At 68.7% G+C, this 14830-nt stretch carries 13 protein-coding genes; 5 read left to right on the forward strand and 8 right to left on the reverse strand.

Annotated features, from left to right (window positions below; translation table 11 throughout):
- Positions 1 to 221: 221 nt before the first annotated feature.
- The 4 genes from J2S76_RS14805 to J2S76_RS14820 all read right to left on the reverse strand — a co-directional run bounded on the left by J2S76_RS14805 (position 222) and on the right by J2S76_RS14820 (position 5709).
- Positions 222 to 797, reverse strand: coding sequence for a sarcosine oxidase subunit gamma (locus J2S76_RS14805; protein ID WP_307061578.1), 576 nt, complete (start codon positions 795 to 797; stop codon positions 222 to 224).
- Between the two features lie 16 nt (positions 798 to 813).
- Positions 814 to 3849, reverse strand: coding sequence for a sarcosine oxidase subunit alpha family protein (locus tag J2S76_RS14810; protein ID WP_307061436.1), 3036 nt, complete (start codon positions 3847 to 3849; stop codon positions 814 to 816).
- Positions 3850 to 4000: 151 nt separating this feature from the next.
- Entirely contained in the window at positions 4001 to 4291 is a 291-nt protein-coding gene (locus J2S76_RS14815) for a sarcosine oxidase subunit delta (RefSeq protein ID WP_307061438.1), read from the reverse strand.
- 167 nt (positions 4292 to 4458) lie between these two features.
- Positions 4459 to 5709, reverse strand: a complete 1251-nt coding sequence (locus tag J2S76_RS14820; RefSeq protein WP_307061440.1) for a sarcosine oxidase subunit beta family protein — start codon at positions 5707 to 5709, stop codon at positions 4459 to 4461.
- 262 nt (positions 5710 to 5971) lie between these two features.
- On the opposite strand from J2S76_RS14820, the gene J2S76_RS14825 reads away from it, so the two are divergent.
- Positions 5972 to 6811: a tellurite resistance TerB family protein gene (locus tag J2S76_RS14825; protein WP_307061442.1), complete on the forward strand. Its 840-nt coding sequence runs from the start codon at positions 5972 to 5974 to the stop codon at positions 6809 to 6811.
- Between the two features lie 328 nt (positions 6812 to 7139).
- Complete coding sequence (locus tag J2S76_RS14830; protein ID WP_307061444.1) at positions 7140 to 7838, forward strand: outer membrane protein; 699 nt, start codon at positions 7140 to 7142, stop codon at positions 7836 to 7838.
- A gap of 25 nt (positions 7839 to 7863) precedes the next feature.
- Here the strand turns inward: J2S76_RS14830 and J2S76_RS14835 are convergent, their stop codons facing one another.
- The 3 genes from J2S76_RS14835 to J2S76_RS14845 all read right to left on the reverse strand — a co-directional run bounded on the left by J2S76_RS14835 (position 7864) and on the right by J2S76_RS14845 (position 9703).
- Positions 7864 to 8358, reverse strand: a complete 495-nt coding sequence (locus J2S76_RS14835) for an SH3 domain-containing protein (protein ID WP_307061446.1) — start codon at positions 8356 to 8358, stop codon at positions 7864 to 7866.
- 41 nt (positions 8359 to 8399) lie between these two features.
- On the reverse strand, positions 8400 to 8903 hold the full coding sequence (locus tag J2S76_RS14840) for an invasion associated locus B family protein (protein WP_307061448.1): 504 nt from the start codon (positions 8901 to 8903) through the stop codon (positions 8400 to 8402).
- A gap of 194 nt (positions 8904 to 9097) precedes the next feature.
- A complete protein-coding gene (locus tag J2S76_RS14845) occupies positions 9098 to 9703 on the reverse strand; it encodes a hypothetical protein (protein ID WP_307061450.1) in 606 nt (201 codons plus the stop codon).
- A gap of 311 nt (positions 9704 to 10014) precedes the next feature.
- Between J2S76_RS14845 and J2S76_RS14850 the strand changes: the two genes are divergently transcribed.
- Both J2S76_RS14850 and serA read left to right on the forward strand, forming a co-directional pair.
- Positions 10015 to 11190 (forward strand): phosphoserine transaminase, encoded by a 1176-nt coding sequence (locus tag J2S76_RS14850; RefSeq protein WP_307061452.1) that lies wholly within the window; start codon positions 10015 to 10017, stop codon positions 11188 to 11190.
- Positions 11191 to 11409: 219 nt separating this feature from the next.
- Positions 11410 to 12996: a phosphoglycerate dehydrogenase gene (gene serA / locus J2S76_RS14855; RefSeq protein WP_307061453.1), complete on the forward strand. Its 1587-nt coding sequence runs from the start codon at positions 11410 to 11412 to the stop codon at positions 12994 to 12996.
- A 72-nt stretch (positions 12997 to 13068) separates the two neighbouring features.
- Here the strand turns inward: serA and eda are convergent, their stop codons facing one another.
- On the reverse strand, positions 13069 to 13716 hold the full coding sequence (eda, locus tag J2S76_RS14860; protein WP_018387652.1) for a bifunctional 4-hydroxy-2-oxoglutarate aldolase/2-dehydro-3-deoxy-phosphogluconate aldolase: 648 nt from the start codon (positions 13714 to 13716) through the stop codon (positions 13069 to 13071).
- A gap of 183 nt (positions 13717 to 13899) precedes the next feature.
- On the opposite strand from eda, the gene puuE reads away from it, so the two are divergent.
- A complete protein-coding gene (puuE, locus tag J2S76_RS14865) occupies positions 13900 to 14829 on the forward strand; it encodes an allantoinase PuuE (protein WP_307061456.1) in 930 nt (309 codons plus the stop codon).
- Position 14830 lies beyond the last annotated feature (1 nt).

Raw genomic sequence — 14830 nt, forward strand, 5'->3', positions numbered from 1 at the left:
GACGTTTAACCCGGTGGGACGATAAGGCCGCAGAGTCTTTGTTGGGTCCCGGCTCAGCGCTGCACAGGGTGCCGCTTGGCCGGGACACCGGGTCGGTCAGCTCGTCTTTCGTGTCCCGGCCCAGCGGAGGCGAAGCGCAAGCGCCGCGCCGGGACCAAGGAGAAAACCTGCGTCTCGGCTTCGTCGTCGCTCGGTCAACGCTGCCGGGCTTTCGGCAAAACTCAGGCCAGCTCGCGGCGGGCGTCTTCCAGCAGTTCCCAGACATAGGGCGCGAAGGAGCGCCAGACATCAATGTGGAACACGTCCGGAGCATGACGCACCAGCACGATTTCCGCCTTGTGGAACACGGTGCGGGTGCACATGCCGACGGGGAACGCCGCCAGCGACAGGTCCAGCGGGTTGCCCTGGTTCAGCACGAAGGCGGCCTTTTCGCCCGCCACCTCAATGCCGACGCTGCGGGCCGAGACATCGACCAGCGCGTGCGGCAGGCCTGTTGTGGCGGCCTCGATCGCGCCGAAGAGCGGGGCGGCCTCGGCATCGGGCACCAGCAGCAGCCACTCATCCGGGCCGAGCCAGAAGGCGAAGCGGCCGCCGGCGGCATTGAAGCGGCAGGCCTCGCGCGGCAGGGCGACGCCGAAGGCTTCCCCCGCCGGGCCGACCGCCGCCTCGCGGCCGCGAAACACCAGCCGGGCGGCGTCGCCGAGCGCGACAAGTCGCGCGGATGCGACATCGCGCGCGACGGCGGCGAGCGCTGTAAGAGGGCTTGCGGTGAGAGGGTTTGCGGGGGCGAGGGGCATGGTCACGGACGGGCTCTCAACCATTGAGGCGTTCCCCCTTGGGATCGTAGAAGACCGGCTCGACCACCTCGACCTCGATGGCGTGGGTCGGCATCGGCACCATGAGCTTCTGGCCGATACGGGCGCGCCCGCCCTTGACCATGGCCAGCGCGATGGAGCGGCCGAGAACGGCGCTGTGATAGGAGGAGGTGACGAAGCCGAGCATCGGCACCGGCACCGGGGCGGCAGGATCAGTGACGATCTGCGCGCCTTCCTCCAGCACCACCTTCGGGTCGGTGGTCTTCAGCCCGACCAGCTGCCGGCGATCCGGCGCCGACATGGCGTCGCGGGCGAGCGAGCGCTTGCCGACGAAATCCTTCTTCGCCTTGCCGACCGCCCAGCCGAGATTGGCGTCGTCCGGCGTCGCGGTGCCGTCCGTCTCCTGGCCGACGATGATGTAGCCCTTCTCGGCGCGCAGCACATGCATGGTTTCGGTACCGTAGGGGGTGATGCCGAAACGCTCGCCGGCGGCATAGACCGCTTCCCATACCGCCCGGCCATAGGCGGAGGGCACGTTGATCTCGAAGCCGAGCTCGCCGGTGAAGGAGACGCTGAACAGCCGCGTTGGCACGCCGAGAATGGTGCCCTCGCGCACGCACATATGCGGGAAGGCCTCCTTGGAGAGGTCGATGCCCTCGATCAGCGGGGCGATCACCTCGCGGGCCTTGGGACCCTGCACGGCGATGACCGACCATTGCTCTGTCGTGGAGGTGAGCCACACATCGAGATCCGGCCATTCGGTCTGGAGGTAGTCCTCCATATGCGCCAGCACGCGCGGGGCGCCGCCCGTGGTTGTGGTGACATGGAAGCGGTCTGCCGACATGCGGCCGACGACGCCGTCATCCATCACGAAGCCGTCCTCGCGCAGCATGACGCCGTAGCGCAGCCGGCCGGGCTCCAGTTTGGCCCAGGCATTGGTGTAGATGCGGTTCATGAACTCGGCGGCATCCGGGCCGACGATCTCGATCTTGCCGAGGGTGGAGGCGTCGAACATGCCGACGCTGGCGCGCACCGCCTTGCATTCGCGGGCGACGGCGGCGTGCATGTCTTCGCCCGGACGGGGGAAGTAATGCGCGCGCTTCCAGTTGCCGACATCCTCGAAGGCCGCGCCCTGCGCGGCGGCCCAGTCGTGAATGGCGGTCTTGCGCAGCGGATCGAACACATCGCCGCGCGCCGCCCCGGCGAAGATGCCGAAGGTGGTGGGGGTGAAGGGCGGGCGGAAGGTGGTGAGCCCGATCTTCGGCACCGGCGTATCAAGCGCCTCGGACACGATGCCGAGGGTGTTCATGTTCGACGTCTTGCCCTGGTCGGTCGCCATGCCCGTGGTGGTGTAGCGCTTCACATGCTCGATCGAGCGCATGCCCTCGCGTGTGGCGAGCAGGATATCCTTCGATGTGACGTCGTTCTGCCAGTCGACAAAGGCCTTGGCCAGCGCCGGGTTGCGCCCGTGCGGGGTGGCGCCGATGAAGCCGGCGCTGCCGAGATCTTCCGCGTTTGCCGCGAAGGCGCGCGAGGGTGTGGCCGGGGCCGGGGTGGCGCCGCGCGCGGGGGAGGTATGGTCGCGGGCGGCGAGGGCGGCCGCCTCACCCTGGGCATAGCCGTCTTCCAGCACGCGCTGCAGGCCATGGATGCCCCGGCAGGCGCCGGCGGAGCGCTCGCGCTCCACCGAGGTGCCGGGGAGATAGGCGCCGGCGGCGCCGTCCCAGACCAGCTTGCCGCGCGACTGCGAGAACAGGTGCACGCTCGGCGTGAAGCCGCCTGATATCAGCACGCTGTCGCAGGCAATCGTCTCGGCGGGGCCGACCTGGCCATTCTTCACCTTGGCGAGCTGGGCGGAGGAGACCCGCAGCCGGCCCTTGGTGCCCACAAGCACGGTGGAGGGGCGCACATCGATACCCGCCGCGAGCGCCCGGGCGGGGAGTTCGCCGGAGACCTCAGTGCGCAGATCAGCGATGGCGGCGATGCTGACGCCGGCGCCCTTGAGATCAAGCGCGGCGCGGTAGCCGGCATCGCAGGCGGTGAAGATCACCGCGCGCTCGCCGACCTTGGCGCCATAGCGGTTGGCATAAATGCGGGCGGAATCGGCCAGCAGCACGCCGGGCCGGTCATTCTCGGGGAACACCAGCGGGCGCTCCAGCGCGCCGGCGGCGAGCACCACTTCCCGAGCCCGCACCTGCCACAGCCGCTCGCGCGGCAGGGCGGCGCCGGGGGTGGCGAGATGATCGGTGACGCGCTCGGCCAGCGCGATGAGGTTGTGCGGGAAATAGCCGAAGGCAGTGGTGCGCGGCATCAGCGTGACGTTGTCGCGCGCCGCCAGATTCGCCAGCGTCGCCGCGAGCCAGCCGGCGGCGGGCTGCCCCTCGATGGTGGCCGAGACTTCCGAGAGCAGCGAGCCGCCGAGTTCCGCCTGCTCGTCGCACAGGATCACCTTTGCCCCGCTCTCGGCGGCGGCCAGCGCGGCGGCAAGGCCGGCCGGGCCGGCGCCGACCACGAGCACGTCGCAATGGGCGTGGTTCTGGGTGTAGCGGTCCGGGTCGGGCAGCTCAGGGGCGACGCCGAGCCCGGCCATGGCGCGGATCTTCGGCTCGTAGAAGCGCTTCCACGCCCCGGCCGGCCACATGAAGGTCTTGTAGTAGAAGCCCGAGGGCAGGAAGGGCGAGGCGAGGTCGTTGACCGCGCCGGCGTCAAAGGAGAGCGAGGGCCAGCGGTTCTGGCTCTGCGCCTTCAGCCCCTCATGCAGTTCCACCTGGGTGGCGCGCAGATTCGGCGCGGCGCGGGCGGCGTCGCGGGCGACATTGACCAGCGCGTTCGGCTCGTCCGAGCCGGCGGAGAGGAAGCCGCGCGGGCGGTGATATTTGAACGAGCGCCCGACGAGGTGCACGCCATTGGCGATGAGCGCCGAGGCCAGCGTGTCGCCCTTGAAGCCCGAGAAGGTCTGGCCGTCGAAGCGGAAGGACAGTGGCGCGGCGCGATCGATGCGCCCGCCCGAGGCGGTGCGGAAGCGGTTGGTCATGTCGCGGACCCTCGGGCGGTGTCCACCTCTCCCCGGCGGGGAGAGGTCGCCGCGCAGCGGCGGGTGAGGGGGAAGGCGGCGGCAGCGAAGAGAAGGCCCTTCACCCCGGCCCTCTCCCCGACGGGGAGAGGGGGAAGGAGATGGAAACGGCTCATGACCCGCTCCCCTCGACGTCCGGGCGCGGCTCGCCGGCCTTGTAGGTGGTGACGAAGAAGTCGCTCACCGTGTCGCGCAGCGCGTTGAAATAGCGGCCGCAGCCATGGATGTGGCGCCAGCGCTCGGCGTGCAGGCCCTTGGGATTGGTGCGGTTGTAGAGGAAATCCGCCCATTCCTGGTCGGTGAGGGCGGAGGGGTCGGCCGGGCGGGCGATATGCGCCTCGCCGCCATAGCGGAATTCGACTTCCGGCCGGGCGCCGCACCAGGGGCAGGTGATGATGAGCATGGCTCAGATCCTCAGCGCGCGTGAGCGAGCATCCTTCGAGGCCGCCTGCGGCGGCACCTCAGGATGATGTTGTTCGGAAAGACAGAGAGCGCCGTCATCCTGAGGCGCCCGGCGGCACGCCGGGCCTCGAAGGATGGTCGCGGGCGAGGGTGTCATCGCGGCCCCCCTCAATGCGCGACGGCGGCGGCGGCCGCTTCGTCGATCAGGAAACCATCGCGGAAACGCTCCAGCGTGAAGGGCGCGTTGATGGCGTGCGGGGCGTCCTTCGCAATGGTGTGGGCGAAGACATGGCCCGAGCCCGGGGTCGCCTTGAAGCCGCCGGTGCCCCAGCCGCAATTCACATAGAGGCCCGGCACCGGGGTTTTCGCGATGATCGGCGAGCGGTCGGGCGTCACGTCCACGATGCCGCCCCAGTTGCGCAGCATGCGCAGGCGCCGGAACTGCGGCACCAGCTCGCAGATGGCGTCCAGCGTGTGCGAGGCGATGTGCAGCGCGCCGCGCTGGGAATAGGAGGTGTAGGCGTCGGTGCCGGCGCCGATCACCATCTCGCCCTTGTCGGATTGCGAGATATAGGCGTGGATGGTGTTGCTCATGACAACGGTGGGGAAGGCGGGCTTCACCGGCTCGGACACCAGCGCCTGCAGCGGATAGCTCTCCAGCGGCATGCGCAGCCCGGCCATCGCCATGACGACGCTGGTGTGGCCGGCGGCGGACACGCCAACCTTCTTCGCCCGGATGAAGCCGCGCGAGGTTTCCACCCCTTCCACCGCGCCGGCGGCGTTGCGGCGGATGCCGGTGACTTCACAGTTCTGGATGATGTCGACGCCGCGCGAATCCGCCGCGCGGGCATAGCCCCAGGCCACCGCGTCGTGGCGGGCGGTGCCGCCACGCCGCTGCAGCGCGCCGCCGATGATGGGATAGCGCATGCTCTTGATGTTGAGCGGCGGGCAGAATTCCTTCACCTGCTCGGCATTCAGCCATTCATTGTCGACGCCGTTCAGACGGTTGGCGTGGACATGGCGCTTGAAGCTGATCTCGTCATGATGATTGTGCGCCAGCATGAGCACGCCGCGCGCCGAATACATCACGTTGTAGTTGAGGTCCTGCGACAGGCCCTCCCACAGCTTCACGGCGTGTTCGTACAGCGCGGCGCTTTCGTCGAAGAGGTAGTTCGAGCGCACGATGGTGGTGTTGCGCCCGGTATTGCCGCCGCCGAGCCAGCCGCGCTCGATCACCGCGACATTGGCGATGCCGTGTTCCTTGGCGAGGTAATAGGCCGCCGCCAGCCCATGCCCGCCGGCGCCGACGATGATGACATCGTATTCGGCCTTCGGCTCGGGATTGCGCCACTGGGGCTGCCAGCTCTTGTGGCCGCCAAAGGCGCGGCGGAACAGCTCGAAGCCGGAGAATTTCTGCACATTCGCCTCCGACGGAAAATAGACGCCTGCGGTGCGCGGACCGCCGTGAACCTGAGACGCATCGTTGCGCGGCGCCCGGTGCAAGGCGAGCATTGTTTCGGCGCTGGCGTTGAACAGATGCGACATTGGATGCGACATCGCCGCGTGCGAGCCGAAGCCCCCCGCAGCGTTCACGCGCTGGTGATGGGCGTAGAGCGGGTTTCCTTGCGGAAGCCATGATCGCTCCCTACCTCCCAGCGCAGACAGCAACACGGGATGCACCATGTTCAACAGCGGTAGTTTCGACGCCAAGCGGCTGCTCGACCAGTTCCTCACGCCGCAGGCGGGCACGCAGGGCGGTGTTCCCGCGACGCAGAACCCGCTGGGTGGACTGCTCGGCGGGCTGACGGGCGGCCTTTCCGGCCTCACCGGCAGCGCCAACGCCCAGCCCCCCGGCGCGGGCGCAGCCTCGTCCGGCGCGGGCGACCTGATGGGACGGGCCAAGGACTATCTCGGCAACAATGGCGGCTCGCTCGCCTCGGGCGCGGCGGCCGGCGCGCTGGTGTCGCTGGTGCTCGGCAGCAAGGGCGGGCGCAAAATGGCCGGCAGCGCCATGAAGCTCGGCGGCCTCGCCCTGGTCGGCACGCTCGCCTACAAGGCCTACCAGAACTACCAGCAGGGCCAGCAGCCACAGCAGACGGCGGCCGAGCCGGTGCCGACGCAGCTTCCCCCGGCGCAGTCGCCCTTCCACCCGGCGCAGGCCGAGCGCAGCCATTTCGATGTGACGCTGCTGCGCACCATGATCGCCGCCTCGCTCGCCGACGGCCATGTCGACGAGGCTGAGCGCGCCGCCATCTCCACCAAGCTGGGCGGGTCCCAGCTCGACGAGGCCGAGCGGTTCCTTACGGCGGAGCTTGGGGCGCCAGCGACGCCCGAGGCGCTGGCCGGCGCGGCCTCCTCGCCGGAGCAGGGGGCGGAAATCTACATGACCGCGCTGCTCGCCATTGACGCCGACACCACCTCGGAGCGGGTGTTTCTCGCCCGGCTGGCGACGGCGCTGAAGCTCGACCCGGCGCTGGTGCCGCATCTGGAAGCCAGCGCCCGCGCCGCCCGCATGGGCTGAGGCGGCGGTTGGCCGAGGCCCCGTCATCCCGGCTGCCGCCGTAGGCGGAGAGCCGGGATCGCGCGCCGGAATGGGTTAGCGATCCCGGACAGGGCCTGCGGCCCGTCCGGGATGACGCTGGGGGGCGGCAGAACCTGCGGTTGGCCTGAGGCAGGACCAAGGGGTCCGCCTGAGGCAAAGCCTTTCGGGCTTGCCTGACGGCAGAACCTTCGGTTTGCCGGAGGTAATCAAGGTTAAGCGTTAAGGTTAAGCCCCTCTTAATCACTCGCGGGCACAGTGCAGCCGTCGAAGAGCGCCGGGAATCTCCCGGCTCATCCGGGATGGTTGCATGCGTGATTTCGGGGCGTTGAGGCGTGGGGCGGGCCTGCGCGGGAAAAGCCGGCTGCTGGCGGCGGCGCTGGCCGTGATGCTGCTCGGCGCCGGCGGCGTGGCGCGGGCGGCGGACCCGATCGACGCCAAGGGCGCCGACGACCTGTTTGCCGACGATTTGCTGGCTCTCGCGCCTGAGATCGAGGAATCCCGCTTCTGGTATCTGCGCGGCGATATCGGCTACGTCTTCAATGGCGCGGCCGATACCGGGGGGGCGGGCCATCTGCCTCTCGACGATGCCGGCGTGTTCGGCCTCGGTGTCGGCGCGCGGCTCAGCGATCTGGTGCGGGTCGACCTCACGGCCGATTACCGCAGCCCGGCGGATTTTTCCGCGCGCGGGTGGCGCGGCGAAGCTAGCGCGACCACGCTTCTGGCCAATCTCTATCTCGATCTCGGCACCTGGCACGGGCTCACCCCCTATGTCGGGGCGGGCCTTGGCGCCAGCCATCTCGCGCTCTCGGGTGTTGCCGATGCCGAGGGCTGGGGCCTCGCCTGGGCGTTGATGGCCGGCGGCACGGTGACGCTGGCGCCAAACTGGCAGCTCGATCTCGGCTATCGCTATCTCAGCATCGAAAATGCCGACCTGGGCGGCGTGCTGTCGGGCATCAGCCAGGCGGCGCATGAGGTGCGGCTCGGCGTGCGCTACCTGTTCGACTGAGGCGGGTCGTCAGAAACTCACGCCGTCAGAAATTCTCGTCGGGATAGACGCCCCAGAGCCGGGCCTGCTGCACGAAACCGTCGAGGCCGTGGCCGGTCACCTCCACCGCGCACCACCCGCCCGTGCAGCTTTTCGGGCGCACCAGCACATTGGCCGCGAGATAAGCGCGAATGGCCGCCTCCGTGTCGGGAGCGGCGCGCAGGGCGACATTGTGACCGTCGCGCGTGCGGATCGACGCCGCCCGGCGCACCGTAAGCAGCGCGCTGTGCACCCAGCCGACATCGCCGGTATTGTCACGGATGCGGCGCCAGTTGCCGAAACGGTTGACCACCTCGACCGGCCAGCCGCGCTGATGGAACACCCAGTGCACGCGATAGGCGACGCCCGGTCCGACGCGCACATTCGTCACCCCGTTTCTCAGCGTGGCGAAATAGGGAAGCGCGCGCTCGGCGAGCACCGGACCGCCGGACAGAAACAGGGTCGCGAGGACGAAAAGCGCCGTGGCCCCCTTCTTCCTCACGCTCCTGCTCCCTGTTTGTCCCTGTCGCGCCGGTCCGCCTTTCAGCGGCAGCCCGAGAGGATGCGGTTGGTGGCGGCGGTGACGCCGTTGAGCGAGAACACGTAGCTCGTGTCGTTGCCGCGCGCCGAGGTGGCGCTGATGTTCATCTGGCTGCCGCCGCGCAGCGCTTCGAGAAAGGCCGGCTCGCGCTCGGCCCGGCGCAGCCAGGCGCTGCTGCCTTCAGTCATCAGCGTAAACTTGTCGTCGCCGATGCTGGCGACCACCTGCGAGCCGCTGGCGAAAGTGTAGCCGGTCTGGAAACTCACCTCGGTGCGCTGCGCGGTGTCGGGCAGGGCGGTAACGAAGAACGTCACGTCGCCATGGGCGAGCCGCTCCGGCAAGGCCGAGGTCGGCGTGCTGATCGTGTAGCATTGCGACTTGCCGTTAGCGTTGAAGCGCCAGGCGCTCCAGTCCTTGTACTCGCCCATTGCTGTCGGCTTTGATGCCATGGCGGCTGTGCTGGCAAGGAACATCACACTCAGTGCGATGGCGGTCCGTCCAATCATCGGGGGAAGCCTCCTCTCGTCTGTGGTTCAGCGCAGGAGACTTGTCGGTCGACGTTAAGACCGCGTTAAGGCGCGGGGCCGGAACGCGATCACAATGTGGACAGGCGGGCGGTTCGGCGACGGCTTCGCGGCATTCCGCGCCAGCAAGAACGGGCGGCGAAAGGGGCCGCCCGTCTGCTGTGGGGGCTGGCAGATCAGAGGCGCAGCAGCGGATCGGGGTTCAGCGCGTGCAGCGTCCACTGGCGCCGGACCTCGTGAAAATGCACGTCCTTGCCGCCCTTGGCGGTGAGGATGGCGGCGATTTCCGCATCCCGTGCCGCATCGGGCGCGTGCACCCACAGGAGCAGCCCGCCATCGCCGATCTGGCGCTCGATGTAGGCGGCGTGCTTGCGCCCGAACACGCGGGCGAGAAGCAGGCCGACCACGCCGCCGGCCGCCGTGCTGCCGGCAGTGACGGCAATGGCGGGAATCAGTGCCGCGCCGCCGGTGCCGGCCACCAGCGCCGCGCACAGGCCCGCGACCAGAGCGGGCCCGCCGGCCAGCGCGGCCAGGCCTTCCGCCCGCTCATCGGCCGGCACATAGGCCCCACGCGGCACGTCGCCGGAGTCCTCCCGCACGCTGAGCGGTTTCAGCGAGAAGGCGCCATGCGCGCCCAGAACGCTCATATCCTTCTCGTCGAGGCCGAGCTGCAGCAGCGAATCGACGGCGGCGTGAAGCGCGGCCTCCGAGGCGAAGACGGCCACGGCTTCGCGCTCGCTATATTCCGTCGTGACATCGTTCGGGGATTCGATCGAGTTCATCCTGTGTCCTTCTTGGTGCTGTGCGTCCCTCAAGTGCCGGGCAGGAGCGTGGACGGCCCTTCCGGCACGGCGTCGCAGCTCTCCCGGCAAGGGCGAACCGCGCAGCGATGAGTGTGACGGCTAAAGCGCGTGACGCTAGGGAAATGTGCGCCGTGGCGGGCGGTTGCGGCGACCGGGCGCGGGGGCGCCGCGCGCGAGGCCGGTGGATGGCGCGCCTGAAAAGCCGCTTGCCTTTCCCCGTCGGCGGGAGTAGATCGCTCCTCGGGCTACCCTTCCCCACCGAAGGGCTCCCATCTGGAAGGATGGCTATCATGACGACTACCACGCAGCCGGCTGTGAAGCCGGCCAATCCCAATTTTTCGTCCGGCCCCTGTGCCAAGCGTCCCGGTTGGACGCTTGAGGCCTTGAGCGATGCTCCGCTCGGTCGCTCGCACCGTGCCAAGGTTGGCAAGGCGAAGCTGAAGCTCGCCATCGACCTCACCCGCGAAGTTCTCGACATTCCCGCCGACTACCGCATCGCCATCGTTCCCGCCTCCGACACCGGCGCGGTCGAGATGGCGCTGTGGTCGCTGCTCGGCGCCCGCCCGGTCGACCTGCTGGCGTGGGAGAGCTTCGGCGAAGGCTGGGTGACGGATGTCGTCAAGCAGCTCAAGCTCAAGGACGCCCGCGTCCTCAAGGCCGGCTATGGCGAGTTGCCGGATCTCGCGCAGATCAATTTCGACCATGACGTGGTGTTCACCTGGAACGGCACCACCTCGGGCGTGCGCGTGCCGAACGCCGATTTCATCCCCACCGACCGGCAGGGCCTGACCATCTGCGACGCCACCTCGGCGGTGTTCGCGCAGGACCTCGACTGGTCCAAGCTCGATGTCGTCACCTATAGCTGGCAGAAGGTGCTGGGGGGCGAGGGCGCGCACGGCATGCTGATCCTCTCGCCCCGCGCGGTCGAGCGGCTGGAGAGCTATGTGCCGGCCTGGCCGCTGCCGAAGATCTTCCGCCTGACCAAGGGCGGCAAGCTGATCGAGGGCACGTTCGAGGGCGAGACCATCAACACCCCGTCCATGCTGTGCGTCGAGGACTATATCGATGCGCTGAACTGGGCGAAGCAGGCCGGCGGGCTCAAGGGCCTGCAGGCGCGCTCGGACGCCAATTTCAAGGTTCTCGCCGACTATGTCGCGAAGACGCCGTGGATCGATTTCCTCGCCACCGTGCCGGAGACGCGCTCCAATACCAGCGTGTGCCTCGTCGTCGCCGACGCGGAAGTGAGGGCGCTGGCGCCGGACGCTCAGGCGGCCTTCGCCAAGGCGCTGGCGGCGTCGCTGGAAAAGGCCGGCGTCGCCTATGACATCGGCGCCTATCGCGACGCGCCGGCGGGCCTGCGCATCTGGGCGGGCGCCACTGTCGAGGCGTCCGATCTCGAAGCGCTGCTGCCCTGGCTCGACTGGGCCTTCGCCAGCGCCAAGGCCGGCCTCAAGCAGGCCGCCTGAGCCCTTCCTCCCTGTCCCCGCCGCTGACGCAAGGGGACGGCGAAGGGGCCACGTTTCGGCTCGATGGCGAATGGCTTCCTCTCCCGGCCGCGTCTCGCCTTCGATGCCGTGTGTGTGCGCCCGACGAACGCTTCGTCGTCCCCTCCCGCCAGCGGCGGGACATCCCATTCCCCCGCGCTGCGGGGCGACGTTCCCCCTTTTCCGAACAGGATGAAGCCCATGGCTCCCCGCGTTCTCATTTCCGACGCGCTTTCCCCCGCCGCCGTGCAGATCTTCAAGGATCGCGGCATCGAGGTCGATTTCCAGCCGGCGCTGGGCAAGGACAAGGACAAGCTGGCCGAGATCATCGGCAATTATGACGGCCTCGCCATCCGCTCGGCCACCAAGGTGACGCCGAAGATCCTGGCCAATGCCACGCGGCTGAAAGTGGTCGGGCGCGCCGGCATCGGCGTCGACAATGTCGACATCCCGGCCGCCACCGCCAAGGGCGTGATCGTGATGAACACGCCGTTCGGCAATTCCATCACCACCGCCGAGCACGCCATCGCCATGATGTTCGCGCTCGCCCGCGAAATCCCCGCCGCCGATGCCTCGACCCAGGCCGGCAAGTGGGAAAAGAACCGCTTCATGGGCGTGGAGCTGACCGCCAAGACTCTCGGCATCATCGGCTGCGGCAATATCGGCTCCATCGTCGCCGACCGCGCCATCGGCCTGAAGATGAAGGTCATCGCCTTCGATCCCTTCCTCTCGCCTGAGCGCGCCAAAGATATCGGCGTCGAGAAGGTGGAGCTGGACGATCTGCTTGCCCGCGCCGACGTCATCACCCTGCACACGCCGCTGACCGACAAGACCCGCAACGTGCTCTCGGCCGAGGCGATCGCCAAGACGAAGAAGGGCGTGCGCATCGTCAACTGCGCGCGCGGCGGGCTGGTCGACGAGGCGGCGCTGGCGGCGGCGCTGGAGAGCGGCCATGTCGCGGGCGCGGCCTTCGACGTGTTCATCACCGAGCCGGCGACTGAAAACCCGCTGTTCGGCCATCCCAACGTGATCTGCACCCCGCATCTGGGCGCGTCCACCACCGAGGCGCAGGAGAATGTCGCGCTGCAGGTGGCCGAGCAGATGAGCGACTATCTGCTGCGCGGCGCCATCTCCAACGCGGTGAACTTCCCCTCGATCACGGCGGAAGAAGCCCCGAAGCTGAAGCCCTTCATCGAGCTGGCGGAAAAGCTCGGCTCCTTCGCCGGCCAGCTGACCGACACCGACATCCAGACCGTGCGCATCACCTATGACGGCGCGGTGGCCAGCCTGAAGATCAAGGCGCTGACCTCGGCGGCGGTGGCGGGCCTTCTGCGCCCGGCGCTGGCCGACATCAATGTCGTCTCGGCGCCCTCGATCGCCAAGGAGCGCGGCATCGTGGTGGAGGAGACCACCCGCGAGATCGCCGGCGATTACGACAGCCTGATCACGCTCACCGTCATCACCGAGAAGATGGAGCGCTCCATCTCCGGCACGGTGTTCGCCGATGGCCGTCCGCGCATCGTCGACATCAAGGGCATCAAGGTGGACGCCGAGTTCGCGCCCTCCATGCTCTACGTCACCAATGAGGACAAGCCGGGCTTCGTCGGCCGCTTCGCCAGCCTGCTCGGCGATGCCGGGCTCAACATCGCCACCTTCGCGCTCGGCCGCGACCGGCAGGGGGGCGATGCCATCGCGCTGGTGGAAGTGGACGGCACGGTGCCGGGCGAACTCCTCGCCAAGGTGCAGCAGCTGCCTTCCGTGAAGCAGGCCAAGCCGCTCGTGTTCTGAGGCGCGAGTCAGACGGGACAGAAAAAGGCCCCCGGAGCGATCCGGGGGCCTTTTGCATCAAGTGCGATCCGCTCAGAGCGGGAAGGAAGCCCGGTGCAGCTTGGCGGCGGCCTTGGCCAGCGCGACGATCTGTTCCCAGTCGCCCATCGTCACCGCATCGTTCGGCGCCACCCAGGAGCCGCCGACGGCGAGGACGTTGGGCTGGGCGAGGTAGGAGCCGACATTGGCCGGGCCGATGCCACCGGTCGGGCAGAAGCGCAGATCGGGCAGCGGGCCGGCCAGCGACTTCAGCAGATTGACGCCGCCCACCGCCTCGGCCGGGAACAGCTTCAGCACCGGAAAGCCCATGGCGTGCAGCGCCATCGCCTCGGTGGCGGTGGCGCAGCCGGGCATAACAGGCACCGGCGCCTCGGCCAGCGCCTCCGCCAGCGCCGGCGGGCAGCCGGGGCTGACGAGGAAGCGGGCGCCGGCATCGATGCATTTCTGGATCAGGTCGGGCCGCGTCACCGTGCCGGCGCCGACAATGGCGTCCGGCACCTCGGCGGCGATGGCGGCGATGGCTTCGAGCGCCGCCGGCGTGCGCAGCGTCACCTCGATCAGCGGCAGCCCACCCTCGGCCAGCGCCCGCGCCAGCTTCACGCCGGCGGCGACACTCGGCACGGTGACGACGGGAACCACGGGAGCGCGGGCGAGCAGCAGGCTGGGATCGGGAAGCGACATCGGGCACCTTGCGAGAGATCTGTGCGGGAGTTCCTGGCGACATGAAGACCGCCGGGCATCGGCTTGTCGAGAGGCTCGCCCGAGATTTGTGCGGTGCGATGCGGTGCGGTGGCGGTTCCGCCCCGGCTTTGAACCGGCTAGCCTGTGGAACCGCCTTTCCCGACTCGGCCCGGACCCGTCCCCATGTTCCGAATCGATTCCCCTTATCCCCGCGACATGGTCGGCTATGGCCGCACCCCGCCAGACCCGAAATGGCCGGGCGGGGCGCGCATCGCGGTGCAGTTCGTCCTCAACTATGAGGAGGGCGGCGAGAACTGCATTCTCCATGGCGATGCGGCGTCCGAGGCGTTCCTGTCGGAGATCGTCGGCGCCCAGCCCTGGCCGGGGCAGCGGCACATGAACATGGAGTCGATCTACGAATATGGTTCGCGCGCCGGCTTCTGGCGGCTGTGGCGGCTGTTCACCTCGCGCGGCCTGCCGGTCACGGTCTATGGCGTCGCCACCGCGCTGGCGCGCAACCCGGACGTGGTGGCCGCGATGCAGGAGGCGCAGTGGGAAATCGCCAGCCACGGGCTGAAATGGATCGACTACCGCCACCATTCCTATGAGGCGGAGAAGGCTGATTTCGCCACCGCGCTGCGCCTGCACACCGAGATAACAGGCGAGCGCCCGCTCGGCTGGTACACCGGGCGCACCTCCGAGCACACGCGCCGCATCGTCATGGAGGAGGGCGGCTTTCTCTATGATTCCGATATCTATTCCGACGATCTGCCGTTCTGGGTCGAGGGGCCGCGCGGGCCGCATTTGTCCATTCCCTACACGCTCGACGCTAATGACATGCGTTTCGCCATTCCCGCCGGCTTCGACCATGGCGAGCCGTTCTTCGCCTATCTGCGCGACAGTTTCGACGTGCTCTATGCGGAAGGGGAAGAGGCGCCGAAGATGATGAGCGTCGGCCTGCATTGCCGGCTGGCCGGGCGGCCGGGGCGGTTTCTCGCCCTGCAGCGATTCCTCGACCACATCGCCGCGCATGACCGCGTGTGGGTGCCGCGTCGGATCGACATTGCCCGGCACTGGCACGAACATCACAAGCCGTCCCAAAAGCCGGAGTGAG

Source organism: Ancylobacter vacuolatus, assembly GCF_030813595.1.
Taxonomy (GTDB): domain Bacteria; phylum Pseudomonadota; class Alphaproteobacteria; order Rhizobiales; family Xanthobacteraceae; genus Ancylobacter; species Ancylobacter vacuolatus.